General features: G+C 51.0%; 23 protein-coding genes, 1 tRNA gene and 4 pseudogenes. 13 read left to right on the top strand and 15 right to left on the bottom strand.

All coding sequences use genetic code 11. The annotated features are described in order from the left end of the window. Positions 1–119 precede the first annotated feature (119 nt). From C1192_RS10035 to C1192_RS10025, 3 genes and pseudogenes are all read left to right on the top strand, one after another. Entirely contained in the window at positions 120–1,574 is a 1,455-nt protein-coding gene (locus tag C1192_RS10035; protein WP_038355872.1) for an allantoin transporter, read from the top strand. Positions 1,575–1,634: 60 nt separating this feature from the next. After that, positions 1,635–2,738 (top strand): annotated as a pseudogene (allB, locus tag C1192_RS10030) (allantoinase AllB); the annotation flags it as partial. Positions 2,739–2,823: 85 nt separating this feature from the next. After that, entirely contained in the window at positions 2,824–4,152 is a 1,329-nt protein-coding gene (locus C1192_RS10025) for an IS4 family transposase (protein WP_103194794.1), read from the top strand. A 92-nt stretch (positions 4,153–4,244) separates the two neighbouring features. Here the strand turns inward: C1192_RS10025 and C1192_RS10020 are convergent, their stop codons facing one another. Further along, the gene (locus tag C1192_RS10020; RefSeq protein ID WP_103194764.1) at positions 4,245–5,453 is read right to left on the bottom strand and encodes an IS256-like element IS1414 family transposase; all 1,209 of its coding nucleotides are present in this window, start codon (positions 5,451–5,453) and stop codon (positions 4,245–4,247) included. A gap of 72 nt (positions 5,454–5,525) precedes the next feature. Between C1192_RS10020 and C1192_RS10015 the strand changes: the two are divergent. The 3 genes and pseudogenes from C1192_RS10015 to glxK all read left to right on the top strand — a co-directional run. Continuing rightward, positions 5,526–5,756: pseudogene (locus tag C1192_RS10015) on the top strand (allantoinase); the annotation flags it as partial. Between the two features lie 54 nt (positions 5,757–5,810). Beyond that, the gene (locus C1192_RS10010) at positions 5,811–7,112 is read left to right on the top strand and encodes a uracil/xanthine transporter (RefSeq protein WP_001515923.1); all 1,302 of its coding nucleotides are present in this window, start codon (positions 5,811–5,813) and stop codon (positions 7,110–7,112) included. Between the two features lie 21 nt (positions 7,113–7,133). After that, complete coding sequence (gene glxK, locus C1192_RS10005; protein ID WP_001515924.1) at positions 7,134–8,279, top strand: glycerate 3-kinase; 1,146 nt, start codon at positions 7,134–7,136, stop codon at positions 8,277–8,279. A gap of 221 nt (positions 8,280–8,500) precedes the next feature. Here glxK and allE read toward each other — a convergent pair whose 3' ends face one another. Genes allE through allD form a run of 3 tightly spaced genes read right to left on the bottom strand, consistent with a single transcriptional unit; the run spans position 8,501 to position 11,603 of the window. Further along, a complete protein-coding gene (gene allE, locus C1192_RS10000; RefSeq protein WP_038355212.1) occupies positions 8,501–9,286 on the bottom strand; it encodes a (S)-ureidoglycine aminohydrolase in 786 nt (261 codons plus the stop codon). A gap of 10 nt (positions 9,287–9,296) precedes the next feature. Further along, the gene (gene allC / locus C1192_RS09995) at positions 9,297–10,532 is read right to left on the bottom strand and encodes an allantoate deiminase (RefSeq protein ID WP_010380095.1); all 1,236 of its coding nucleotides are present in this window, start codon (positions 10,530–10,532) and stop codon (positions 9,297–9,299) included. 21 nt (positions 10,533–10,553) lie between these two features. Further along, positions 10,554–11,603, bottom strand: a complete 1,050-nt coding sequence (gene allD / locus C1192_RS09990) for an ureidoglycolate dehydrogenase (protein ID WP_001515927.1) — start codon at positions 11,601–11,603, stop codon at positions 10,554–10,556. A gap of 316 nt (positions 11,604–11,919) precedes the next feature. On the opposite strand from allD, the pseudogene C1192_RS09985 reads away from it, so the two are divergent. The 4 genes and pseudogenes from C1192_RS09985 to C1192_RS09970 all read left to right on the top strand — a co-directional run bounded on the left by C1192_RS09985 (position 11,920) and on the right by C1192_RS09970 (position 16,577). Beyond that, positions 11,920–13,586 (top strand): annotated as a pseudogene (locus tag C1192_RS09985) (acyl-CoA synthetase FdrA). Positions 13,587–13,595: 9 nt separating this feature from the next. Beyond that, the gene (locus C1192_RS09980; protein WP_038355213.1) at positions 13,596–14,855 is read left to right on the top strand and encodes a YlbE family protein; all 1,260 of its coding nucleotides are present in this window, start codon (positions 13,596–13,598) and stop codon (positions 14,853–14,855) included. 10 nt (positions 14,856–14,865) lie between these two features. Further along, on the top strand, positions 14,866–15,681 hold the full coding sequence (locus tag C1192_RS09975; protein WP_016263019.1) for an oxamate carbamoyltransferase subunit AllH family protein: 816 nt from the start codon (positions 14,866–14,868) through the stop codon (positions 15,679–15,681). Then, positions 15,678–16,577, top strand: coding sequence for a carbamate kinase (locus tag C1192_RS09970; protein ID WP_038355215.1), 900 nt, complete (start codon positions 15,678–15,680; stop codon positions 16,575–16,577). Before C1192_RS09975 ends, C1192_RS09970 begins: the two co-directional genes overlap by 4 nt. Positions 16,578–16,690: 113 nt before the next feature. Here the strand turns inward: C1192_RS09970 and purK are convergent, their stop codons facing one another. The 5 genes from purK to ppiB form a co-directional block, all read right to left on the bottom strand. Further along, positions 16,691–17,758, bottom strand: coding sequence for a 5-(carboxyamino)imidazole ribonucleotide synthase (purK, locus tag C1192_RS09965; protein ID WP_000815515.1), 1,068 nt, complete (start codon positions 17,756–17,758; stop codon positions 16,691–16,693). After that, entirely contained in the window at positions 17,755–18,264 is a 510-nt protein-coding gene (gene purE / locus C1192_RS09960) for a 5-(carboxyamino)imidazole ribonucleotide mutase (protein ID WP_038355216.1), read from the bottom strand. The genes purK and purE overlap by 4 nt, the downstream gene beginning before the upstream one ends. A 95-nt stretch (positions 18,265–18,359) precedes the next feature. Continuing rightward, the gene (locus C1192_RS09950) at positions 18,360–18,689 is read right to left on the bottom strand and encodes a hypothetical protein (protein WP_001250482.1); all 330 of its coding nucleotides are present in this window, start codon (positions 18,687–18,689) and stop codon (positions 18,360–18,362) included. 111 nt (positions 18,690–18,800) lie between these two features. Then, a complete protein-coding gene (gene lpxH / locus C1192_RS09945) occupies positions 18,801–19,523 on the bottom strand; it encodes a UDP-2,3-diacylglucosamine diphosphatase (RefSeq protein ID WP_000212261.1) in 723 nt (240 codons plus the stop codon). Between the two features lie 2 nt (positions 19,524–19,525). Further along, positions 19,526–20,020, bottom strand: coding sequence for a peptidylprolyl isomerase B (gene ppiB / locus C1192_RS09940; RefSeq protein WP_000256002.1), 495 nt, complete (start codon positions 20,018–20,020; stop codon positions 19,526–19,528). A gap of 173 nt (positions 20,021–20,193) precedes the next feature. Here ppiB and cysS point away from each other — a divergent pair, with 173 nt between their 5' ends. Beyond that, entirely contained in the window at positions 20,194–21,579 is a 1,386-nt protein-coding gene (cysS, locus tag C1192_RS09935; RefSeq protein ID WP_038355217.1) for a cysteine--tRNA ligase, read from the top strand. Positions 21,580–21,620: 41 nt separating this feature from the next. Here the strand turns inward: cysS and C1192_RS09930 are convergent, their stop codons facing one another. From C1192_RS09930 to C1192_RS25685, 4 genes are all read right to left on the bottom strand, one after another. Continuing rightward, a complete protein-coding gene (locus tag C1192_RS09930) occupies positions 21,621–22,151 on the bottom strand; it encodes a metal-dependent hydrolase (RefSeq protein WP_038355218.1) in 531 nt (176 codons plus the stop codon). A 108-nt stretch (positions 22,152–22,259) separates the two neighbouring features. After that, positions 22,260–22,472, bottom strand: a complete 213-nt coding sequence (ybcJ, locus tag C1192_RS09925) for a ribosome-associated protein YbcJ (protein ID WP_000190288.1) — start codon at positions 22,470–22,472, stop codon at positions 22,260–22,262. A 1-nt stretch (position 22,473) separates the two neighbouring features. After that, positions 22,474–23,340, bottom strand: coding sequence for a bifunctional methylenetetrahydrofolate dehydrogenase/methenyltetrahydrofolate cyclohydrolase FolD (folD, locus tag C1192_RS09920; protein ID WP_000729173.1), 867 nt, complete (start codon positions 23,338–23,340; stop codon positions 22,474–22,476). A 52-nt stretch (positions 23,341–23,392) separates the two neighbouring features. Further along, positions 23,393–23,515: a hypothetical protein gene (locus tag C1192_RS25685; RefSeq protein WP_256734171.1), complete on the bottom strand. Its 123-nt coding sequence runs from the start codon at positions 23,513–23,515 to the stop codon at positions 23,393–23,395. 95 nt (positions 23,516–23,610) lie between these two features. On the opposite strand from C1192_RS25685, the gene C1192_RS09910 reads away from it, so the two are divergent. Further along, positions 23,611–23,687: transfer RNA gene (locus C1192_RS09910), tRNA-Arg, on the top strand. A 15-nt stretch (positions 23,688–23,702) separates the two neighbouring features. On the opposite strand, the pseudogene C1192_RS09905 reads toward C1192_RS09910, so the two are convergent. Next, a pseudogene (locus tag C1192_RS09905) lies at positions 23,703–23,872 on the bottom strand (integrase); the annotation flags it as partial. Positions 23,873–23,965: 93 nt separating this feature from the next. Between C1192_RS09905 and emrE the strand changes: the two are divergent. Beyond that, positions 23,966–24,298, top strand: coding sequence for a multidrug efflux SMR transporter EmrE (gene emrE, locus C1192_RS09900; protein WP_001070455.1), 333 nt, complete (start codon positions 23,966–23,968; stop codon positions 24,296–24,298). A gap of 352 nt (positions 24,299–24,650) precedes the next feature. On the opposite strand, the gene C1192_RS09895 is transcribed toward emrE, so the two are convergent. Next, complete coding sequence (locus C1192_RS09895) at positions 24,651–25,328, bottom strand: hypothetical protein (RefSeq protein WP_038355219.1); 678 nt, start codon at positions 25,326–25,328, stop codon at positions 24,651–24,653. Positions 25,329–25,695 lie beyond the last annotated feature (367 nt).

Here is a 25,695-nt window from a genome sequence, read left to right as displayed (position 1 = left end):
AGTAAAAAAAGAAAGCAGCCAACGATGTTGCTTCAGTATTAAATCTATTTTTTATTTTATTAGTTCCTCATAGCTAGATTAAAACAGCGTTATTCAATACGTGAAATTAAGAGGGATTTATGGAACATCAGAGAAAACTATTCCAGCAACGTGGCTATAGCGAAGATCTATTACCGAAAACGCAAAACCAGCGGACCTGGAAAACATTTAACTATTTTACCTTATGGATGGGGTCGGTACATAACGTTCCCAACTACGTAATGGTAGGTGGCTTTTTTATTCTCGGCTTGTCTACCTTTAGTATTATGCTGGCAATTATCCTTAGTGCCTTTTTTATTGCAGCGGTAATGGTATTAAACGGTGCGGCGGGCAGTAAATACGGCGTACCATTTGCCATGATCCTGCGTGCTTCTTACGGTGTACGTGGCGCACTGTTTCCCGGATTATTAAGAGGTGGTATTGCCGCTATCATGTGGTTTGGCCTGCAATGCTACGCGGGGTCACTGGCCTGCTTGATCCTGATTGGCAAAATCTGGCCGGGGTTTTTAACTCTCGGTGGTGATTTCACTCTGTTAGGACTTTCTCTACCCGGCCTGATTACCTTCTTGTTTTTTTGGCTGGTTAACGTTGGAATTGGCTTCGGTGGCGGCAAAGTTTTAAATAAATTCACCGCCATTCTTAACCCGTGCATCTATATCGTTTTCGGTGGCATGGCGATTTGGGCGATTTCGTTGGTTGGGATCGGTCCAATCCTCGACTACATCCCCAGTGGTGTACAGAAAGCAGAAAACAGTGGTTTCCTGTTCCTGGTGGTGATAAACGCGGTGGTTGCGGTCTGGGCAGCGCCGGCGGTAAGCGCATCCGACTTTACGCAAAACGCCCACTCGTTTCGTGAGCAGGCGCTGGGGCAAACGCTGGGTCTGGTCGTGGCCTATATTCTGTTTGCGGTTGCTGGGGTAAGTATTATTGCCGGAGCCAGTATTCATTACGGCGCTGATACCTGGAACGTGCTGGATATTGTTCAACGTTGGGACAGCCTGTTCGCCTCATTCTTTGCGGTACTGGTTATTCTGATGACGACCATTTCGACTAACGCCACCGGTAATATTATTCCGCCCGGTTATCAGATTGCTGCTATTGCACCGACGAAACTGACCTATAAAAACGGCGTACTGATTGCCAGTATTATCAGCCTGCTGATCTGCCCGTGGAAATTAATGGAAAATCAGGACAGTATTTATCTGTTCCTCGATATTATCGGCGGAATGCTGGGGCCGGTAATTGGTGTTATGATGGCTCACTATTTCGTGGTCATGCGTGGGCAAATTAATCTTGATGAATTGTATACCGCATCCGGTGATTTTAAATACTACGATAACGGCTTTAACCTTACCGCGTTCTCAGTAACTCTGGTGGCGGTTATTTTATCTCTCGGCGGTAAATTTATTCCGGTCATGGAACCATTATCTCGAATTTCATGGTTTGTCGGCGTTATCGTCGCCTTTGCGGCTTACGCTTTATTAAAAAAACGCACAGCAATAGAAAAAACAGGAGAACAAAAAGTCACAGGTTAATTAATCCCGATATTGAACATTGAGTTAAAAAACCAATCTGTATTTTACAAGGAGTTTGTTATGTCTTTTGATTTAATTATTAAAAACGGCACTGTCATTTTAGAAAATGAAGCTCGCGTTGTAGATATCGCCGTTAAAGGCGGAAAAATTGCCGCTATCGGTCAGGAGCTGGGCGATGCAAAAGAAATTATGGATGCGTCTGGTCTGGTGGTCTCTCCGGGCATGGTTGATGCGCACACCCATATTTCTGAGCCAGGTCGCAGCCACTGGGAAGGTTATGAAACCGGCACTCGCGCAGCGGCAAAAGGCGGTATTACCACCATGATCGAAATGCCGCTCAACCAGTTGCCAGCTACCGTTGACCGCGCTTCTATTGAACTGAAGTTTGATGCCGCTAAAGGCAAGCTGACTATCGATGCGGCACAACTCGGTGGCCTGGTGTCTTACAACATCGACCGTCTGCATGAGCTGGATGAAGTGGGCGTTGTCGGCTTCAAATGCTTCGTCGCAACCTGTGGCGATCGCGGTATCGACAATGACTTCCGTGACGTCAATGACTGGCAGTTCTTCAAAGGCGCGCAGAAGCTGGGCGAGCTGGGTCAGCCGGTGCTGGTGCACTGCGAAAACGCGCTGATCTGTGACGAACTGGGCGAAGAAGCGAAGCGTGAAGGCCGCGTAACCGCGCATGACTATGTCGCTTCGCGCCCGGTATTTACGGAAGTGGAAGCGATTCGCCGCGTACTGTATCTGGCAAAAGTTGCCGGTTGCCGTCTGCACGTTTGCCACATCAGCAGCCCGGAAGGTGTTGAAGAAGTGACTCGTGCGCGCCAGGAAGGTCAGGACGTTACCTGTGAATCCTGCCCGCATTACTTTGTGCTGGATACCGATCAGTTTGAAGAAATAGGCACTCTGGCGAAGTGTTCACCGCCGATCCGCGATTTGGAAAACCAGAACGGCATGTGGGAAAAACTGTTCAACGGTGAAATCGACTGCCTGGTTTCTGACCACTCTCCATGCCCTCCTGAAATGAAAGCCGGTAACATCATGAAAGCATGGGGCGGTATCGCTGGTCTGCAAAGCTGCATGGACGTGATGTTCGATGAAGCGGTACAGAAACGTGGTATGTCTCTGGCCATGTTCGGCAAATTAATGGCCACCAATGCGGTAATGCCGATCAGTTAAGGATCAGTTGACCGATCCAGTGGCTGTGTAAGAATCCGGAAACGCTCACTCGTTTCCGGATTTTTTTATGCTCATTGGACAGGCCCTTGATTTGGTATCCCGATACGATTCTCTGCGTAACCCACTGACTTCTCTGGGGGATTGCCTCGACCCCGAACTCATCTCTCGTTGCCTTGCCGAATCAGGTACTGTACCGCTACGCAAGCGCCGTCTTCCCCTCGAAATGATGGTCTGGTGTATTGTTGGCATGGCGCTTGAGCGTAAAGAACCTCTTCACCAGATTGTGAATCGCCTGGACATCATGCTGCCGGGCAATCGCCCCTTCGTTGCCCCCAGTGCCGTTATTCAGGCCCGCCAGCGTCTGGGAAGTGAGGCTGTCCGCCGCGTGTTCCCGAAAACAGCGCAGCTCTGGCATAACACCACGCCGCATCCGCACTGGTGCGGCCTGACCCTGCTGGCCATCGATGGTGTGTTCTGGCGCACACCGGATACACCAGAGAACGATGCAGCCTTCCCCCGCCAGACACATGCCGGGAACCCGGCGCTCTACCCGCAGGTCAAAATGGTCTGCCAGATGGAACTGACCAGCCATCTGCTGACGGCTGCAGCCTTCGGCACGATGAAGAACAGCGAAAATGAGCTTGCTGAGCAACTTATAGAACAAACCGGCGATAACACCCTGACGTTAATGGATAAAGGTTATTACTCACTGGGACTGTTAAATGCCTGGAGCCAGGCGGGAGAACACCGCCACTGGATGATCCCTCTCAGAAAGGGAGCGCAATATGAAGAGATCAGAAAACTGGGTAAAGGCGATCATCTGGTGAAGCTGAAAACCAGCCCGCAGGCACGAAAAAAGTGGCCGGGGCTGGGAAATGAGGTGACAGCCCGCCTGCTGACCGTGACGCACAAAGGAAAAGTCTGCCATCTGCTGACGTCGATGACGGACGCCATGCGCTTCCCCGGAGGAGAAATGGCGGATCTGTACAGTCATCGCTGGGAAATCGAACTGGGATACAGGGAGATAAAACAAACGATGCAACTGAGCAGGCTGACGCTGAGAAGTAAAAAGCCGGAACTTGTGGAGCAAGAGCTGTGGGGTGTCTTACTGGCTTATAATCTGGTGAGATATCAGATGATTAAAATGGCAGAACATCTGAAAGGTTACTGGCCGAATCAACTGAGTTTCTCAGAATCATGCGGAATGCTGATGAGAATGCTGATGACATTGCAGGGCGCTTCACCGGGACGTATACCGGAGCTGATGCGCGATCTTGCAAGTATGGGACAACTTGTGAAATTACCGACAAGAAGGGAAAGAGCCTTCCCGAGAGCGGTAAAGGAGAGGCCCTGGAAATACCCCACAGCCCCGAAAAAGAGCCAGTCAGTTGCTTAACTGACTGGCATTACACCAATGCGGCGGATATTTTCGGTTTGCAGCAAAAAGGCCGTATGAGCCTGTTTAAGATTCTGTGTAAATGCCTTTTCTCAGAAGTGACCGTCCAGGCGGTCACCGAACTCGATAATAAAGCGGCTCATTGCCATTCGCCAGTCCTTCAACGGCATCGTCCATTTCTGGGACGCAGACTGGATTGCCAGCCACACCACTTTTTTCACCGAGTCGTCTGTCGGGAACACTTTACGCTTTTTGAGCGCATGGCGGATCACGCTGTTTAGCGACTCGATGGCATTCGTCGTATAGATCACTTTGCGGATGTCCGTTGGATAAGCGAAGAACGTGGCAAGATTCGGCCAGTTAGCCTGCCAGCTTCGGCTTATCTGAGGATAGCGACAGTCCCAGGCCGCAGCGAACGCTTCCAGTGCCTGCTGGCCTGCCTCTTCCGTGGGAGCCTGATAAATCGCTTTCAGGTCGCGAGTGACGGCTTTGTAGTCCTTCCATGACACGAAGCGCAGGCTGTTGCGCACCATATGCACGATGCATAACTGGATGCGGGCCTTCGGATATACTGTGTTGATGGCATCCGGGAAGCCTTTCAGGCCATCCACACAGGCGATGAGGATATCGTTCAGACCGCGGTTTTTCAGTTCAGTCAGCACATTGAGCCAGAACTTCGCCCCTTCATTTTCGGCCAGCCACATACCCAGCAGTTCTTTCTGACCTTCGATATTGATGCCCAGTGCCAGGAACACCGATTTGTTGATGACGCGACTGTCCTGCCGAACTTTCAGGACGATACAGTCAAGATAAACAATGGGGTAAACAGCATCCAGTGGTCGGTTTTGCCATTCTACAACCTGCTCCATCACGGCATCGGTAACCTTTGATATCAGTGCCGGTGAAACATCTGCGTCATACAGTTCTTTGAACGCAGCAGCTATCTCACGGGTGGTCATCCCTTTGGCATACAACGAGAGGATCTGGTTATCCATCCCGGTAATACGGGTCTGATTTTTCTTTACCAGTTGTGGTTCGAAGGTACCGTCACGATCGCGCGGAGTACGCAGTTCCAGTGGACCGTCGCCTGTGATAACGGTCTTTGTGGAAAAACCGTTGCGGGAGTTAGCTCCTGGTCTGGACTGATTTTTCTCATACCCAGGATGGTGTGTCATCTCTGCATTGAGAGCGGCTTCAACGCTGAGCTTTTTCAGCAGCCGATCAAACTGACTGAGGTCTTCAGGGGTTTTGAGGTTTTTGGCCAGTTCGTTAGCCAGAGCCTGTAACTGTTTTTCGTCCATAAATTAACCTTCATTTGATGCTGGATTGAACATATCAAAATCAGGCAATTACACAAATCTATGTACAGGCTCGGCCGTATCGCCCCAGGAAAAGATGCCGACTTCGTCTTCATTCAGCCGAATAGCAGCTATGTTCTTACCAATGACGATTTGGAATATCGCCACAAAGTCAGCCCGTATGTTGGCCGTACCATTGGCGCGCGTATCACGAAAACCATCTTACGTGGTGATGTGATTTACGACATCGAACAGGGCTTCCCTGTTGCGCCTAAAGGTCAATTTATCCTTAAACATCAGCAGTAATCTGGCCCCTGCAATGCCCGCCGCGTGCGGGCATTCTCCGGTTAAGGTGTGTTTATGTTCAATTTTGTAGTCAGCCGCGAAAGCCTGTTATCAGGGTTTCAGTGGTTTTTCTTTATTTTTTGCAACACCGTTGTGGTTCCTCCTACGTTGCTTTCGGCTTTTCAGTTGCCGCAAAGTAGCCTGCTTACGCTCACCCAATATGCTTTTCTCTCAACCGCGCTGGCCTGCTTTGCTCAGGCATTCTGCGGTCATCGTCGCGCAATTATGGAAGGGCCGGGGGGCCTGTGGTGGGGAACCATCCTCACCATCACCCTCGGAGAAGCGTCGCGCGGTACACCGATCAACGATATCGCCACCAGTCTGGCGGTGGGAATTGCGCTCTCCGGCGTACTGACAATAATGATTGGTGTTAGTGGCTTAGGTCATCGCCTGGCGCGGTTATTTACCCCGACGGTGATGGTGCTGTTTATGCTGATGCTTGGCGCACAACTGACCAGCATCTTTTTTAAAGGTATGCTCGGGCTGCCGTTTGGCATAGCCGATCCTGATTTTAAAATTCAGTTACCGCCGTTCGCGCTCTCGGTGGCGGTAATGTGTCTGGTGCTGGCGATGATTATCTTTCTGCCGCAACGTTTTGCCCGTTACGGCTTGCTGGTCGGCACGATAACCGGGTGGTTGTTATGGCATTTTTGCTTTTCGTCCTCGCATTCGCTTTCCGGTGAGTTGCACTGGCAGTGGTTCCCGCTCGGTAGTGGTGGCACGTTGTCACCGGGAATTATTCTGACGGCGGTGATTACCGGTCTGGTTAATATCAGTAATACCTACGGTGCGATTCGCGGTACAGATGTTTTTTATCCGCAACAGGGTGCGGGGAATGCGCGTTATCGTCGCAGCTTTGTGGTGACCGGATTTATGACCCTGATAACCGTACCGTTGTCGGTAATTCCATTCTCGCCGTTTGTTTCATCAATTGGTTTATTAACCCAGACTGGCGATTACTCGCGACGCTCGTTTATTTATGGCAGCGTTATTTGTCTGCTGGTGGCGCTGATTCCTGCACTTACACGACTGTTCTGTAGTATTCCATTACCGGTGAGTAGCGCGGTTATGCTGGTTTCTTATCTACCGCTGCTCTTTTCTGCTCTGGTATTTAGCCAGCAAATAACTTTTACCGCTCGCAATATTTATCGCCTCGCATTGCCGTTATTTGTCGGCATATTTTTAATGGCATTACCGCCTGTGTATCTGCAAGATCTTCCATTAACGCTTCGTCCTCTACTCAGTAACGGCCTACTGGTCGGAATTTTACTGGCTGTTCTTATGGATAATCTAATTCCGTGGGAACGCATCGAATAATTTGTTGAAAAAGGATTAATAATGAAAATTGTCATTGCGCCAGACTCTTTTAAAGAGAGCTTAAGTGCAGAAAAATGTTGTCAGGCAATTAAAGCTGGATTTTCGACCCTCTTTCCCGATGCGCACTATATCTGTTTGCCGATAGCGGATGGTGGAGAGGGGACGGTTGATGCGATGGTTGCTGCGACGGGCGGCAAAATCGTGACGCATGAAGTCTGTGGACCGATGGGCGAAAAAGTGAATGCTTTTTATGGCATTACTGGGGATGGGAAAACGGCGGTGATCGAGATGGCGGCGGCAAGTGGCCTGATGCTGGTCGCACCTGAAAAGCGTAATCCGCTACTGGCGTCAAGTTATGGCACCGGTGAGTTAATTCGCCATGCGCTTGATAACAGCATTCGTCATATTATTCTCGGCATTGGCGGCAGCGCGACGGTAGACGGCGGCATGGGCATGGCGCAGGCACTCGGTGTGCGCTTTCTCGATGCTGATGGTCTGGTGCTGGCGGCAAATGGCGGTAATTTAGCCCGTGTGGCAAGCATTGAGATAGAGGAGCGCGATCCGCGTCTGGTGAGCTGCCATATCGAAGTCGCGTGCGATGTCGATAACCCGCTGGTAGGGGCACGCGGTGCGGCTACGGTGTTTGGCCCACAAAAGGGGGCAACGCCGGAAATGGTCGAAGAGCTGGAACAGGGGCTGCAAAATTACGCCCGTGTTTTACAACAGCAAACTGAAATTAACGTCTGCCAGATGGCAGGTGGCGGCGCAGCGGGCGGAATGGGCATTGCGGCGGCAGTGTTTCTCAATGCGGATATCAAACCGGGTATTGATATTGTGTTAAATGCGGTCAATCTTGCGCAGGCGGTGCAAGGTGCGGCGCTGGTGATCACCGGTGAGGGGCGCATTGACTCACAAACGGCAGGCGGTAAAGCGCCGCTGGGTGTGGCGTCAGTGGCGAAGAAATTAAATGTCCCGGTGATTGGGATTGCTGGCGTATTGGGTGATGGCGTGGAAGTGGTGCATCAATATGGTATCGACGCTGTTTTCAGTATACTGCCGCGGCTGGCACCTTTAGCCGAAGTGCTTGCCAGTGGTGAAACCAATCTCTTTAACAGCGCGCGGAATATTGCCTGTGCCATTAAAATAGGTCAGGGAATTAAACTCTGATTCTTACCTTAATAAAGTGGATGCGGTTCATATCGCATCCGTTCAGATTACTGACAACGTGCGTGTTGTGTATGCCGGTTCCGTCCTGGAAATCGCGAAAATTATCATGTAGGCCTGATAAGTGAAGCGCATCAGGTAATGTTGCGAAAAAAAAGCCACGGTATAAACCGTGGCGAAATCCAACATAGCTAAAATAAAAATCTCAGCGAGAGTGGTATTAATTAAATCTCAACGTCGCGGTTGCAATCTTTCGAATAAATATAACTAAACGCTTCACCGCGCCCTACGCCATAACCGGCTTGCAAGGAATATGCGCCCATAAAGATGTAATCGCCTTTTTTCACTGGGATCCAGTTATTGTCGAGGTTATAAACCCCCTGACCGGAAAGAATATAGGCACCGTGTTCCTGAACGTGGGTTTCGATATAACCGTGGCTGGCACCTGGCGCAAAAGAGAGGATATGCATGTTCATATCAAAGCCTAACTCTTTTGGCAGGAAGTCCAGCAGGATCACATCGTCCATACCTTCATAGTGAATACGTTCCAGTTCATTTGCATTGCCAGAAACCAGCCACGGCGCATGGCCTTCTACCGGAATATAACGGCGCTTATATAAGAAGATTTGGCTGTCTTCGGTCTGGGAATTAACAAACGTCATTAAGGAACCTGGCGGGCAATACAGATACCCACCTTCGCTTAAGTCAAATTTTTTCCCTTCAGCTTCGGCAGTGATATTTCCAGAAATCACATACAGGAAAGTTTCTATCCCATCGCCGCCGAAACCCTGCTGATTACCGCCGTTTTGATGCAGCGTGGCCAGATAATCGACAAACGTAGCGCCCAGCTTTGGTGTAGACAGGATCGTCGAGTCACAATTTTCAAAGCCCGGAATAATATTTTTCACCAGGCCGTCTGGGGTTAACAGCGCGAAATTACCGTGTTTCACAATCGCGCGGTTAGCCAGTAAATCATCGCGGTAACCCGTGACGTTATTTAAATATCCCATTTATGACTCCTTATTTCTGCCAGGCAAGTTGATAAAGCATGAGTGCCAACGTTTTGACCCCTTCGGCAAGGTCGTTAATATTGGTGCGTTCCGCCGGGTTATGGCTGATCCCGTTAATGCTGGGAATGAAAATCATGCAGGTCGGCACGCGAGGCGCGAAAATTTGCGCGTCGTGTCCGGCACCGCTGTGCATTACCCGATAGTTCAGGGCTTCCTTCTTGCACAGCTCCGTCAGGGTGGCGACCAGTTCTTTGTTCATTGGCACGGGTTCTTCATCCATCCATAAATCGATATCAATACCGATATCCATTTCATCGCAAATCGCCCGCATGTCGTTTTCTAACCGTTGGGTGAAATCACGCAACACGGCGGCGTCAGTATGGCGACAATCAATAGTGAAAGTGGTTTTCCCCGGCACCACATTCACCGTATTCGGGCGCGGCTCCACCTTGCCAAAGGTGAGCACCAGCGGATCGCCCATCTTTTTCGCTTTTTCAACCGCTTGATTGCAAATGCGACTGAACGCGTAGACCGTATCACGACGATAGCCCATCGGCGTGGTGCCTGCATGGTTTGATTCGCCGTTCAGCGTCACCGTGTAGCGACGTTGCCCGACAATTGCATTCACGATGCCAATTGATTGACCATTACTTTCCAGCACACAGCCTTGTTCAATATGCAGTTCGACAAAGGCTTTGATGTCCTCGCGTGGTGGTAGCGGCGCGTTCGGCAGGGCAAATCCGCAGGCGAGCATCGCATCAAGGAAGCTGTTGCCTTTGGCATCACAGATATTCCGCACATCGTCAGGATTCGCCAGACCGAAAATGTTTTTACTGCCCCAGAAGACATATGGGAAGCGGCTGCCTTCTTCTTCTGCCATCGCCACCACTTCGACTGTACGCAGCGGCGCGCCGTATTGCGTTTTCAGCCAGTCAATTGCCAGCCACGCCGCCAGTGCGCCGAATTGCCCGTCAAGGTTACCGCCGTTAACAACGGTATCGATATGCGAACCGCTCAGAACCACTTCCTGTGGGTATTCGGTGCCGCTCAGGCGGCCGTATAAATTCCCCACTTTGTCGAAATGTGTTTCCAGCCCGCTGACGGCCATTCTTTTTTTGAATTGTTGCTGGGTTTCCAGCCATTCCGGCGAATAAAGTAAACGGGTCATTCCACCCGTTGGGTCTGCGCCAAAAGAGGAAAGCCAGGGCAGCGTTTCTTCTATGGCCTGGCGAAAATGTGTGATCATAGGAAAGTCCTGTCTCAATTATTATTGTGCAAAGGGATTTTTCGTTTCATATGACGTGTTATAAAGCGCGTCGGAAATTAAATACTGGTAAATATCATCAACAATCTCGATACCTTCGACGGCGGCTTTGCGTTGTTTAATATCTTGATCCTGTCCGGGATAATAAACCTGGCTAAAACCGGGCGCGGGGGTAATGGCATTTAATTCGCACATGGTCTGGCTAAGATGTTGTCGGAATAATTCGCTGGAGGAGAAAAAGTCAGGATTAATTACCAGATGTAATTGCCCCAAATTACGTCCGGCGTGTAAATCGTCATACATTGAACTGACCTGACGCCCGAACGGTAAACCGAGTAACACGCCTGAAAGCAGATCAATCATCATCATCAGGCCATAACCTTTCGGTCCGGCAGCGGGCAGCAGGGCGTTAACCGAGAATGGATCGGCTGTTGGTGCTCCGTTTTTATCGACCGCCCAGGTCTCCGGAATAGACATATTGCGCGAGCGCGCGTCGAGTACTTTCCCCCATGCCTGTACGGTAGTCGCCATATCAAAGGTAAGGATCTCGTCACTTTCTCCCGGCGCGGCAAAGGCCAGCGGGTTAGTACCGTAGTAAATTTCCGCCCCGCCAAATGGCACCACCATGGGATCGGACTGACACATCGAAATGCCAATTAATCCGGCGTGAGCTGCCTGCTGCACAAAATAAGAGATTGCACCGCTGTGCCCCATCCGGCTAATGCCGACCACGGCAACGCCATTTTGTTGGGCGGTTTTGATGGCATGTTCCATAGCCATTTTTGCGGCAACCTGCCCGGCGGCGTTGTCGGCATGTAAAATTGCTGAGCACGGCCCTGTCTCCTCAAGACGGAATGCCGGTTCGCGGTTAGTGCCGCCTTTTGAAATGCGTTCTGCGTAGTATTCCACGCGTACCGCGCCATGAGAGTGGATCCCTCTGGCATCGGCGTAAACCAATACTTCAGCAACGGTTGCAGCGTGCTCACGTTTTAACCCAGCCAGGCAGAGTTTATTCTCAATTAGCTGGTGGAGTGTTTCCCGACTGATTTTCATCTGTCTTCCTTTTTAACGACGGTGTGAAGCATGACTGCAATTAACATACAGGGAAAATATCTGGATTATGTGATCCAGACAGGCAAAAAAATATAGTTAGAATTTATTTGATAATCCGCCTGTTTTTAATCTGATTTTTAAAATTACGTCGCTTGTTAAAAAATAATACGTAATGCTCTGGCGGTTATTTGATTTATTTTACTAATAATCTCTGTGTGATGTTTATCACCTTATTTACCATCGACCGACGATACCGTAATTGACACATTAATACTGCTCGTGCAATTGCCATGGGTGCAATTTTTAAGGAGTTGTTATGAACCACGCCTTTATTAAAAAAGGGTGTTTTCAGGATTCGGTCAGTTTAATGATTATTTCACGAAAACTCAGCGAATCAGAAAATGTTGATGATGTTTCCGTAATGATGGGTACGCCCGCTAATAAAGCGTTATTAGAGACTACAGGTTTCTGGCATGACGATTTTAATAACGCTACGCCGAACGATATTTGCGTGGCAATTCGTAGCGAAGCGGCGGATGCGGGGATCGCGCAGGCGATTATGCAGCAGCTTGAAGAGGCGTTAAAGCAACTGGCGCAGGGGACGGTCAGCAGCCTGGCGTTAACGCAGGTGCGCCGCTGGGATAGCGCCTGTCAGAAATTACCCGACGCTAATCTGGCGCTGATTTCAGTGGCGGGTGAGTACGCGGCGGAACTGGCTAATCAGGCGCTGGATCGCAACCTCAACGTGATGATGTTCTCCGATAACGTCACGCTGGAAGACGAAATCCAACTCAAAACTCATGCGCGGGAAAAAGGCTTGCTGGTGATGGGGCCGGATTGCGGTACGTCGATGATTGCCTCTACGCCGCTGGCTTTCGCTAATGTGATGCCGGAAGGCAATATTGGTGTCATTGGCGCTTCTGGTACAGGGATCCAGGAATTGTGCTCGCAGATTGCGCTGGCAGGGGAGGGGATCTCCCACGCAATTGGTCTGGGCGGGCGCGATCTCAGCCGTGAAGTGGGCGGCATCAGTGCGCTGACGGCGCTGGAAATGCTCAGTGCAGACGAGAAAAGCGAAGTGCTGGCGTTTGTCTCAAAACCGCCAGCCGAAGCCGTGCGCCTGAAAATTGTTAATGCCATGAAAGTAACCGGCAAACCGACGGTGGCGCTGTTTTTAGGTTATACCCCGACGGCGACTCGTGACGAGAATGTGTGGTTTTCCTCCTCGCTGGATGATGCCGCGCGTCTGGCTTGCCTGCTTTCACGCGTTACAGCGCGACGTAATGCGATAGCTCCGGCCAGCAGTGGATTTATTTGCGGCTTGTATACCGGCGGTACGCTGGCAGCCGAAGCGGCGGGATTACTCGCCGGACATCTGGGCGTGCCAGCCGACGATGCCCATCATCACGGCATGATGCTGGACGCTGATGGTCACCAGATCCTCGATCTGGGCGATGATTCTACACCGTCGGGCGTCCCCATCCGATGATCGACCCGACGTTACGTAATCTGTTGATTGCCGATCTCGGTGCTAAACCACAAGTGCGTGTATTGCTACTCGATGTGGTGATTGGTTTTGGTGCGACTGCCGATCCTGCCGCATCGCTGGTAAGCGCATGGCAACAAGCCTGTGACGCCCGTCCAGATAGTCAACCTCTGTATGCCATTGCCACGGTGACGGGTACTGAACGTGACCCGCAATGCCGTTCGCAACAAATTGCCACACTGGAAGATGCGGGGATCGCGGTGGTCAGTTCACTGCCAGAAGCCACGTTGCTGGCGGCGGCGCTGATTCATCCGCTTTCGCCAGCCACGCATAAATACATTCCATCATTACTGAAAAACGTCGCTGTGATTAACGCCGGGTTACGCAGTTTTGCGCTGGATCTTCAAAGTGCCAGCAAACCGGTAGTGCATTACCAATGGGTGCCAGTCGCTGGCGGCAATAAAAAACTGGTTCGTTTATTAGAACGTTTGCAATAAGGGGTTCCCATGTTTACATCAGTGGCGCAAGCCAATACTGCGGTTATCGAACAAATTCGTCGCGCTCGTCCACACTGGCTGGATGTGCAACCGGCTTCTTCACTCATTAGCGCGTTAAATCAGGGTAAAACACTGCTTCACGCCGGGCCACCGATGCGCTGGCAGGAGATGACCGGGCCAATGAAAGGAGCGTGCGTGGGCGCATGTCTGTTCGAAGGCTGGGCAAAAGATGAAGCGCAGGCTTTGGCGATGCTGGAGCAGGGGGAAGTGAACTTCATTCCTTGCCACCATGTGAATGCTGTCGGACCAATGGGCGGTATTACCTCTGCCAGTATGCCGATGCTGGTGGTTGAGAATGTGACCGACGGTAACCGGGCGTATTGCAACCTCAACGAAGGTATCGGCAAAGTGATGCGTTTCGGTGCCTATGGCGAAGATGTTCTGACTCGCCATCGCTGGATGCGCGATGTGTTGATGCCAGTATTAAGCGCCGCGCTGGGGCGCATGGAGCATGGTATCGATCTCACCACGATGATGGCGCAGGGCATTACGATGGGCGATGAGTTCCATCAACGCAACATTGCTTCCTCAGCACTGTTGATGCGTGCGCTGGCACCGCAAATCGCCCGTCTCGATCACGATAAACAGCAAATCGCGGAGGTGATGGACTTCCTTAGCGTGACCGATCAGTTCTTCCTCAATCTCGCGATGGCCTATTGCAAGGCGGCGATGGATGCAGGCGCGATGATCCGCGCGGGCAGCATCGTTACGGCAATGACCCGCAACGGCAATATGTTTGGGATTCGGGTAAGCGGTCTGGGCGATCGCTGGTTTACTGCGCCAGTTAACACTCCACAAGGTCTGTTTTTCTCCGGCTTCTCGCAGGAGCAGGCGAATCCGGATATGGGCGATAGCGCGATTACCGAAACCTTTGGTATCGGTGGAGCGGCAATGATCGCCGCCCCAGGCGTAACGCGCTTTGTCGGTGCGGGTGGCGTGGAGGCTGCAAGAACGGTATCTGAAGAGATGGCGGAAATCTTCCTTGAACGCAATATGCAGTTGCCGATCCCCGGCTGGGATTTCCAGGGCGCATGTCTGGGGCTGGATATTCGTCGCGTTGTGGAAACCGGCATTACGCCGCTCATCAATACTGGTATCGCCCATAAAGAAGCGGGGATCGGGCAGATTGGGGCAGGCACTGTACGGGCACCGCTGGCCTGCTTTGAACAGGCGCTGGAAGCCCTGGCTGAAAGTATGGGTATTGGTTGAGGAACGCGCGATGACGATCATCCATCCTCTGCTTGCCAGTCGTAGCGCACCAGACTATCGCCAGTCCTGGCGGTTAGCGGGCGTCTGGCGGCGGGCGATTAATCTGCTGACGGAAAGCGGCGAACTGTTAACGCTGCATCGTCAGGGAAGTGGTTTCGGCCCCGGAGGATGGGTGCTTCGCCGCGCGCAATTCGATGCGTTATGCGGTGGATTACGTGGCAATGAACGACCGCAAGTTGTGGCTCAAGGGATTTGCCTCGGGCGTTTTACGGTTAAACAGCCACAGCGTTATTGTTTGCTACGTATTACGCCGCCTGCGCATCCTCAACCGCTTGCCGCTGCATGGATGCAACGCGCGGAGGAAACCGGGCTTTTTGGGCCACTGGTGTTGGCGCTAAGCGATCCGCTACCCGCTGAATTGCGCCAGTTTCGTCACTGTTTTCAGACCGCACTCAATGGCGTTAAGACCGACTGGCGGCACTGGCTGGGCAAAGGTCCGGGATTAACGCCAAGTCATGATGACACGCTGAGCGGAATGCTGCTGGCGGCCTGGTATTATGGCGCTTTAGATGCGCGCTCCGGTCGCCCGTTTTTTGCCTGTTCCGACAATCTTCAACACGTTACCACGGCGGTGAGCGTTAGTTATTTGCGTTACGCCGCCCAAGGCTATTTCGCCTCGCCACTCCTGCACTTTGTTCATGCTCTGAGTTGCCCGAAACGTATCGAAGCAGCGATTGATTCGCTGTTGGCGCTGGGGCATACGTCAGGGGCAGATACGCTGCTGGGGTTCTGGCTTGGTCAACAATTATTACAAGGAACACCATGAAAACACTGGTTGTAGCTCTTGGGGGCAACGCCTTACTCCAGCGCGGTGAGGCGCTGACGGCAGAAAATCAATATCGCAATATTGCCAGTGCTGTACCCGCGCTGGCACGTCTGGCGCGTTCTTATCGGCTGGCGATTGTTCACGGCAACGGGCCGCAGGTGGGGCTGCTGGCGTTACAGAATCTGGCGTGGAAAGAGGTGGAACCGTATCCGCTGGATGTGCTGGTGGCGGAAAGCCAGGGGATGATTGGCTATATGCTGGCGCAGAGTTTGAGCGCACAGCCGCAGATGCCACCGGTGACGACGGTGCTGACGCGCATTGAAGTTTCACCTGATGATCCGGCATTTTCGCAGCCAGAGAAGTTTATCGGTCCGGTTTATCAGCCGGAAGAGCAAGAGTCGCTGGAAACGGCATATGGCTGGCAGATGAAACGCGACGGTAAATACTTGCGCCGGGTGGTGGCATCTCCACAACCGCGTAAAATTCTCGACAGCGAAGCCATTGAGTTGTTGCTCAAAGAGGGGCATGTGGTGATTTGTAGTGGCGGCGGCGGTGTTCCGGTGACGGATGACGGAGCTGGGAGTGAAGCGGTGATTGATAAAGATCTCGCCGCTGCGTTGCTCGCCAGGCAGATTAATGCCGATGGGCTGGTGATCCTCACCGATGCTGATGCGGTATATGAAAACTGGGGAACGCCACAGCAACGCGCCATTCGCCATGCCACACCGGATGAGTTAGCGCCATTTGCCAAAGCCGATGGTTCGATGGGGCCGAAGGTGACGGCGGTGAGTGGTTATGTCAGAAGCCGTGGTAAACCCGCGTGGATTGGTGCGTTATCGCAAATTGAAGAGACGCTGGCGGGCGAGGCGGGAACCTGTATTTCGTTGTCGTCGTAGGCATTTGTGCCTGATGCGATGCTTGACGCATCTTATCAGGCCTACAACCGGTACAGGATCGGTAGGCTGGATAAGGCGTTCCCGCCGCATCCGGCAAGAATATGAGCACCAGGTTAACTGAACTTACTCTGCGCCCAAATCACGCCGCTGGCATACTCCGGCGGCAGCAGTGGGATTAATGCTTCCAGCGTCGCGGTCAGACGCGATGTGTCGCTGTCGGTCAAATTCAGATGCCCCACTTTACGACCTGGGCGTACTTCTTTGTCGTACCAGTGCAGATGCACCAGCGGCAGTTTCAGCCAGTCATAGTTCACATCGCTACCAATCAGGTTGATCATCACCGACGGGCTATTAACCACCGGTTGCGGTAACGGCAGATCGGTAATCGCCCGCAGGTGCAGCTCAAACTGGCTGATGCTGGCACCGTTTTGCGTCCAGTGACCGCTGTTATGCACACGCGGAGCCAGTTCGTTGATCAACAGACCTTGCGGGGTGACAAAACACTCCATCGCCATCACACCGACATAACCCAGTTCCTGCATAATCGCTGACAGCATTTCTTCGGCCTGCGCCTGCTGCGGTGCATTGGCCTGCGGGAAAGCCACGCTGGTGCGTAAAATACCGTCCTGATGCAGGTTGTGCGTCAGCGGATAAAACACTGTGCTGCCATCAAAGCCGCGCGCGCCAACCAGTGACACTTCGCCAGAGAAGTTAATGCCCTGCTCGACAATACATTCGCCGTAGCATTCAGCCGGTAACTGTTCGGTTTCATCGGCGCGTAAACGCCATTGACCGCGACCGTCATAGCCACCAATACGACGCTTAACAATCGCCAGCTCACCTAAACGATCAAACACCGCAGGCCACTCGCTGCGATCGGCAAGTAACTGCCACGGCGCGGTCGGTAGGTGAAGTTTGTCGAAAAGCTGCTTCTGAGTCAGGCGATCGGCAATAATCGGGAATACATCGCGGTTCACAAAGGCCGGATGGCGCGCCAGCTCGCGAGTTAATGCGGTTTCTGGCCAGCGTTCGATCTCAGCGGTAATCACGCTTTGTTGAAAAGGCACCGCCGCCGGTTCAGCGTCCAGCCCGACCGGCCAGACAGCAATGCCTAACGGTTCGCCTGCCTGGCGCAACATACGGCCTAACTGCCCGTTACCGAGGACGCAAACCTGTTTCATGCCGCACCTCGCGGGTCCGGGTTTTCCAGTACTTCGTCGGTCTGGGCTTTGCGCCAGTCATTCAGACGCTGGTGCAGTTCTTTATCATGAGTAGCAAGAATTTGTGCTGTCAGTAACGCCGCGTTTGCCGCGCCCGCTTTACCAATCGCCAGCGTACCCACCGGAATGCCGCGCGGCATTTGCACGATGGAGTAGAGGCTATCGACACCGCTCAGTGCGGCGCTCTGTACTGGTACGCCCAGCACCGGCACCAGCGTTTTTGCGGCAATCATGCCTGGCAGGTGCGCTGCGCCGCCAGCGCCCGCAATAATCACCTGATAACCGTTCTCTTCGGCGCTTTCAGCGAAGCTGAACAGTTTATCAGGGGTGCGGTGAGCAGATACCACTTCTACGTGGTGCGGGACATTCAGGATTTCGAAGATTTCGGCGGCGAACTGCATGGTAGCCCAGTCGCTTTTGGACCCCATCACGATGGCGACACGCGCCGGATTATTGCGGGAAGACATGCGTCTTAAAACTCCTGTGGTGCACAACTCTCGGCTTTAGAGGGCACAGAGAATAGCACGGAAAGAGAGCAAGGAAAACGGTTGCGTAGGCGGGGTTAACCGTCATTTGTTGAGTTTTTAATCTGATCTGCATGTTGATTATGCGCTCTGGATGAACTGGCAAAGAATGCCCATATCAGCACAATGCTCCACGGAAAAAAGCAAATACCGACAATCAATACAAATCTTTCGACAAAACGTTGGTTATGGGGGCGGGTGAGTACTAAGTAAATGAGCCAGAAATAGACTATCCACGAAATGACCGCAGCAACTACCAGTGACAATACGCCAAAATAGAAGCCGACAAGGCCAAACCAGCTAATACACAGAGGCGCTCCTGCCGTAAGGGCGATGCCAGAAATCAAAAATCCGTTGCAGCGTCGCATAATAATATTCCCTGTTGTTATTTCACTCAGGGACTTATTACCTTGCTGACTCAGAAAAAGATATACAGGTTGCGGTAGTCTGGCGCTTTTTCAGAATCTGTTCATTCGCGGTCAGAAAGGAAAATGGATTAGCTCAACGTCATCTGCCGTGACTTTCACCATCGAACCTTCGGTATGCCAGGCTCCCAGCACGACGCGGAAAGCAGGTTGCGCATTGGCGATGAGTTCATGCACCGCCGGGCGATGCGTATGCCCGTGGATCAGCCATTGTACCTGATGCTTTTCCATCGCACTGACCACCGCGTTTTGGTTAACGTCCATGATCGCCAGCGATTTACTGCTGTTGGCTTCTTTACTGTTTGCGCGCATTCGCGCAGCAATACGTTTACGTAAAAACAGCGGCAGGGCGAGGAATAGCGTTTGCAACCAGGGCTTGTGGACTTTGGCGCGAAAAGCCTGATAACCGACGTCATCGGTGCACAGCGTGTCGCCATGCATAATCAGCACCCGACGGCCATAAAGTTCGAGCACTTTTTCTTCTGGCAATAACGTCATGCCGCTTTCACGGGCAAAGCGTTTGCCGAGCAGAAAATCACGGTTGCCATGAATGAAATAACAGGGAACGCCGGAGTCGGATACCGCTTTGATCGCCGCCGCCATCTGGCGATGAAACGGGCTGGGATCATCGTCGCCAATCCATGCTTCAAACAGATCGCCAAGAATATACAGCGCGTCGGCCTTGCGGGCTTCTCCCGCTAAAAAACGCAGAAAACCGGCGGTGATCGCCGGTTCTTCCACGCAGAGATGAAGATCTGCAATAAAGAGTGTCGCCACGATTACTCGCTAACGGTCACGCTTTCAATGATAACGTCTTCTTTTGGCACGTCCTGGTGCATACCGCTACGACCGGTTGCGACACCTTTGATTTTGTCGACTACGTCCATGCCTTCAACCACTTCGGCAAATACGCAGTAACCCCAACCTTGCAGGCTCTCGCCGGAGAAGTTCAGGAAGTCGTTATCAACCACGTTGATGAAGAACTGGGCAGTTGCAGAGTGCGGAGCCTGAGTACGAGCCATTGCCAGCGTACCACGGGTGTTTTTCAGACCGTTGTTGGCTTCGTTTTTGATTGGCTCTTTGGTGGCTTTTTGCTTCATGCCCGGTTCAAAACCGCCGCCCTGAATCATAAAGCCGTTGATAACACGGTGGAAAATGGTGTTGTTATAAAAACCTTCGCGGCAGTAGTCCAGGAAGTTTTTAACTGTTTCAGGTGCTTTATCGTCAAAAGTTTTGATGACAATATCGCCGTGATTGGTGTGGAAAGTAACCATTTTTGCATCCTGTTCCGTTTGATTGGTGCTTCAACCCGGTTCGGGTCATATATAGGGTGGTGTTATAGCATAACCGCACGATCGGATCATCTCGCAATGTATGCTGATTCGCGCGGGAAATATGGGTATTATACGCAACTCAATTACCCACACATGTCTAAACGGAATCTTCGATGCTAAAAATCTTCAATACTCTGACACGCCAAAAAGAGGAATTTAAGCCTATTCACGCCGGGGAAGTCGGCATGTACGTGTGTGGAATCACCGTTTACGATCTCTGTCATATTGGTCATGGGCGTACTTTTGTCGCCTTTGACGTGGTTGCGCGTTACCTGCGTTTCCTCGGCTATAAGCTGAAGTATGTGCGCAACATTACCGATATCGACGACAAAATCATCAAACGCGCCAATGAAAACGGCGAAAGCTTTGTGGCACTGGTGGATCGCATGATCGCTGAAATGCACAAAGATTTCGATGCTTTGAATATCCTGCGCCCGGACATGGAGCCGCGTGCAACGCACCATATCGCAGAAATTATTGAACTCACTGAACAACTGATTGCTAAAGGTCACGCCTATGTGGCGGACAACGGCGACGTGATGTTCGACGTACCGACCGATCCAACTTACGGCGTGCTCTCGCGTCAGGATCTCGACCAGTTGCAGGCAGGCGCGCGCGTTGACGTGGTCGATGACAAACGCAACCCGATGGACTTCGTGCTGTGGAAGATGTCGAAAGAGGGCGAACCGAGCTGGCCTTCTCCGTGGGGCGCGGGTCGTCCTGGCTGGCACATTGAATGTTCGGCAATGAACTGCAAACAGTTGGGTAATCACTTTGATATCCACGGCGGCGGTTCTGACCTGATGTTCCCGCACCACGAGAACGAAATTGCCCAGTCCACCTGTGCGCACGATGGTCAATACGTCAACTACTGGATGCACTCCGGCATGGTGATGGTTGACCGCGAGAAGATGTCCAAATCGCTGGGTAACTTCTTCACCGTGCGCGATGTGCTGAAATACTACGACGCCGAAACCGTGCGTTACTTCCTGATGTCGGGTCACTATCGCAGCCAGTTGAACTACAGTGAAGAGAACCTGAAACAGGCGCGTGCGGCGCTGGAACGTCTCTACACTGCGCTGCGTGGCACAGACAAAACCGTTTCTCCTGCGGGTGGCGAAGCGTTTGAAGCGCGCTTTATCGAGGCGATGAATGACGACTTCAACACGCCGGAAGCCTATTCCGTGTTGTTTGATATGGCGCGTGAAGTGAACCGTCTGAAAGCAGAAGATATGGCAGCGGCGAACGCAATGGCGTCTCACCTGCGTAAACTCTCTGCCGTGCTGGGTCTGCTGGAGCAAGAACCGGAGGCGTTCCTGCAAAGCGGCGCACAGGCAGACGACAGCGAAGTGGCTGAGATTGAAGCGTTAATTCAACAGCGTCTGGATGCTCGTAAAGCCAAAGACTGGGCGGCAGCGGATGCGGCGCGTGATCGTCTTAACGAGATGGGGATCGTGCTGGAAGATGGTCCGCAAGGAACCACCTGGCGTCGTAAGTAACACCCTCACTCTTATCCTCTCCCGCAAGGGAGAGGATACGCTCAGCGCAATTTACGCCTGCTCCACCACAATATTCCCATCACTATTATTCCTGGTAGCCATACCCACATTAGCTCTGAAATAATCACCTGATGCCCATATGGCGTGGTGTAACGCGATAACGCAAACGGCGCGACTTTAATCACCTGCCAGGGGGCGAAAAATCGTTCCTCTGACCACGGCCACAACCAGCCAACACCTTTGCCGCCAGTGGTTACCGAATCCAGCAAGCTGTGTGATAGCAGCGATACGGTTAAAAATAGCCAGCAGCGAATCAGCCCCGTCCTGAACCATCGATGCCCAATAAGCACGCATAACAGCGGGACAACAAACGCAAATACCAGCGAATGAGTAAAACCGCGATGGCCAAAAACATTGCCGTAAGCAACGCCAAATTTAAACGACAATACGTCGGCGTCTGGCAGCATCGCCAGGATGATTCCGGCAAATAACAGACGCGGCGGGATGATTTTCGACCCCAACCCTAAACCAATACAAAGGGGGACGGCGGCGTGGGTAATAACGGTTGGCATGATGATTGCTTCGGCAAAATGTTGATGCTAACAGCATGAATGAAAGCAACGAAGAGGGCAAAGGTCTGAAAAGAGAATCGGCCTGCATACAGGCAGGCCGGAATGGGGTCAGGCAACAACCTGTACGCTGTGACCTGCAAAACTCACTGTCTGACCGGCGACGATTTTGCAACGTTTGCGCGTTTCAACTGCGCCGTCGACTTTCACCTGGCCTTCAGCAATCGCGATTTTCGCCTGCGCGCCGCTTTCGCTCCAGCCTTCCAGTTTCAGCAAGTCGCACAGCTCAACGTGCGGATGTTTACCTAAAGAAAATGTCGCCATGTTACTCACCCTGTGGATCATGATATTCAACGCACGCCTGTAGCGTGTTTTCAATCAGCGTGGCAACCGTCATTGGGCCAACGCCGCCGGGAACAGGCGTAATGTATGAGGCGCGCTTAGCCGCTTCTTCAAACACGACGTCGCCCACAACTTTGCCATTTTCCAGACGGTTGATACCGACATCAATCACAATTGCGCCTTCTTTGATCCAGTCACCGGGAATAAAGCCTGGCTTGCCGACGGCGACGATCAACAAATCGGCGTTTTCCACATGATGACGCAGATTTTTGGTGAAGCGGTGAGTCACGGTGGTGGTGCAACCTGCCAGTAGCAGTTCCATGCTCATCGGGCGACCGACGATATTCGATGCACCAATCACCACAGCATTAAGGCCAAAGGTATCAATGTTGTAACGCTCAAGCAGCGTGACGATACCGCGCGGGGTGCAAGGACGCAGGCGCGGCGCACGCTGGCACAGACGACCAACGTTATAAGGATGGAAACCGTCTACGTCTTTGTCCGGGTGAATACGTTCCAGTACTTTGACGTAGTCAATTCCCGCCGGAAGCGGCAACTGCACCAGAATACCATCGATGGTATTGTCGGCATTCAGCGCATCGATAAGCTCAAGCAGTTCTGCTTCGCTGGTGGTTTCAGGAAGGTCATAGGAGCGGGAGACGAACCCGACTTCTTCGCAAGCTTTGCGTTTGCTTGCGACATAAATTTGCGATGCAGGGTTGCTGCCGACCAGCACAACGGCCAGTCCTGGCGCCCGCAGTCCGGCCGCAACGCGTGCCTGAACTTTTTGAGCAACTTCAGAGCGCACCTGCTGCGCAATCGTTTTACCGTCAATAATCTTTGCTGCCATCAGAGAGAGGATTCCATCTGTTACGTAGGTCGAAGGGGATGCGTCTATTTTGTCAGAAGCGTAGCGCGCTGTCAGTTTTCGTTTTCTGAAAAGTAAAACCTTCTGTACCAGGCAGATTAACGCCGATAATGATAACCGCCGTTGGTTTGCCGTCGTAGTGAGATAAATCAGACACGACCGTACACTTGTTCAGCAACCAGTTCAAAAGCCATTGACTCAGCAAGGGTTGACCGTATAATTCACGCGATTACAGCACATCGTGGTATCAATGCGCCCTTAGCTCAGTTGGATAGAGCAACGACCTTCTAAGTCGTGGGCCGCAGGTTCGAATCCTGCAGGGCGCGCCATTACAATTCAACCAGTTACACCTTCTTTACCACCTTCATAATTTCAGAGTGGACGTATTTGGGGCATCATTACCAAAAATATCGTCTATTTTCCTCGCGTGCTCTGTCAAATGATTAGACGTAAGGTGAGCATATCTACGCACCATTTCTATGGATCCCCATCCGCCCATTCCCTGAAGCACTGATGAAGAGCATCAATGAATGCACCAGGGGGAACCAGTGAGTTAAGTTCGAACTGTAGTACAATTCTCTCCGGTATTAACAGGAATGAATATGCTATGAACCCTTATATTTATCTTGGTGGTGCAATACTTGCAGAGGTTATTGGTACAACCTTAATGAAGTTTTCAGAGGGTTTTACACGGTTATGGCCCTCTGTTGGTACAATTATTTGTTACTGTACATCATTCTGGTTATTAGCTCAGACGCTGGCTTATATTCCTACAGGGATTGCTTATGCTATCTGGTCAGGAGTCGGTATCGTCCTGATTAGTTTACTGTCCTGGGGATTTTTCGGCCAACGGCTGGATCTTCCAGCCATTATAGGCATGATGTTGATTTGTGCCGGAGTGTTAGTAATTAACTTATTGTCACGAAGCGCACCACATTAAAAAGAGTTTCGTTCGAGTTTAATGAAATACGTCAGCCCGTATATTTATACGGGCTAATTTTTATACTGCAGGTAAATGTTTTTTGGCAAGTGGAACAGGGGATTACCATATTTGTGTTTTGAATAGCAATAACAAAGTTGTAGGCAAGAAATACTGTCGGCATTTTGTGATTAAATAGTTTATAGCAATATAACAAGAAACTCTTAAGTCTGTTTGTTTTTTAAACTTCATCCACATCGTGGATAAATATGAGAACCACCCGCTGAACGGGTGGTTTTACGTAAGTTAAATTTTATAATTTCAGTGAATGTTTACGCTACAATAATACAAATGATAGTGGACAAAAACACAATCAGGCGATGGATTCACCGTAGGATGCAACTGCCTGAGCGGTGAAACCCACGCTCAATTCCTGTCTGACCTCATCATTTTTAAGCCAATAATAAATATTATCTTCTTTATTAAAAGCGTAAATTCTACAAATGCCCGCACATTCACTATTTGTGTTCCATCCACTATTAGCTACATCGCCCCATTCCTGGTAAAGTCCTGCGTTAACTTCTCGCTTAATAATATGCCCTGAATCATGATCATTATAATCGTAACTATCGATATCCTGCGCTTCAGGAAATTCTCCGTTCATTTTTTTAACCCACGGTAAAATATCTTTAACTGAATCATAAGTTTCAATGCTGTATTTGAAAAAACGCTTCACGGTAAAAATATAAATACCGGCAGATTTGTTCGTTGATTTATCAGTAGCGAAAATGGCAAAAATATTCCCGATGCACTTTTCGTCAACGTCAGGAAAAGTTACTGTGCCATCCTGACTGATCGCCAGAACATTATTGTCTGCATCAGTGCTACAGCTCCATTTTACCTTGTCATTATTAACCGGGTCATTATCAATGACCATCTTAAAGGTGGCACCTGGAAACAAGCAGTTAGGGAAATGGTAACCATTCGTCATATCATTTTTAATATCATAGATATGGTTGTCAACTAAAACGCCTGTAATTTTACTCATCATTGACTCTCTTTGTTTATTAAATAAAAGGTTTTATTCCTGTGTAAAGGAATATGCTGATATTAATGCGCTTGATGAATAGTTGTTCTTATTTAAAAGTTATATAGTGGTATAAATATGATTATATAATCCCTCTGAGAAGTGGTTACGCCGCTTATTTGTGTTATGTACGGGAATATCTGGAAAGTGCCAAATCGTCGCAAGCGTAATCCTGAGCCGAAGCATTGCAAGATCTGATGGCAACTATCATGTGGTGACAAATGGTAAAGCGGGTAATGATGTTTATTGTGAATATAATGGTGTAACCGCTGATAAGAATATTTGATTGGAGAGCAGATAATTAAAAGATAACGTATGAAAGAATGAGCTT

The organism is Escherichia marmotae (assembly GCF_002900365.1).
In the GTDB taxonomy this organism is placed as follows: domain Bacteria; phylum Pseudomonadota; class Gammaproteobacteria; order Enterobacterales; family Enterobacteriaceae; genus Escherichia; species Escherichia marmotae.
Note: the sequence above shows the minus strand (reverse complement) of the source record. Positions and strands in the feature narration are given on the sequence as shown.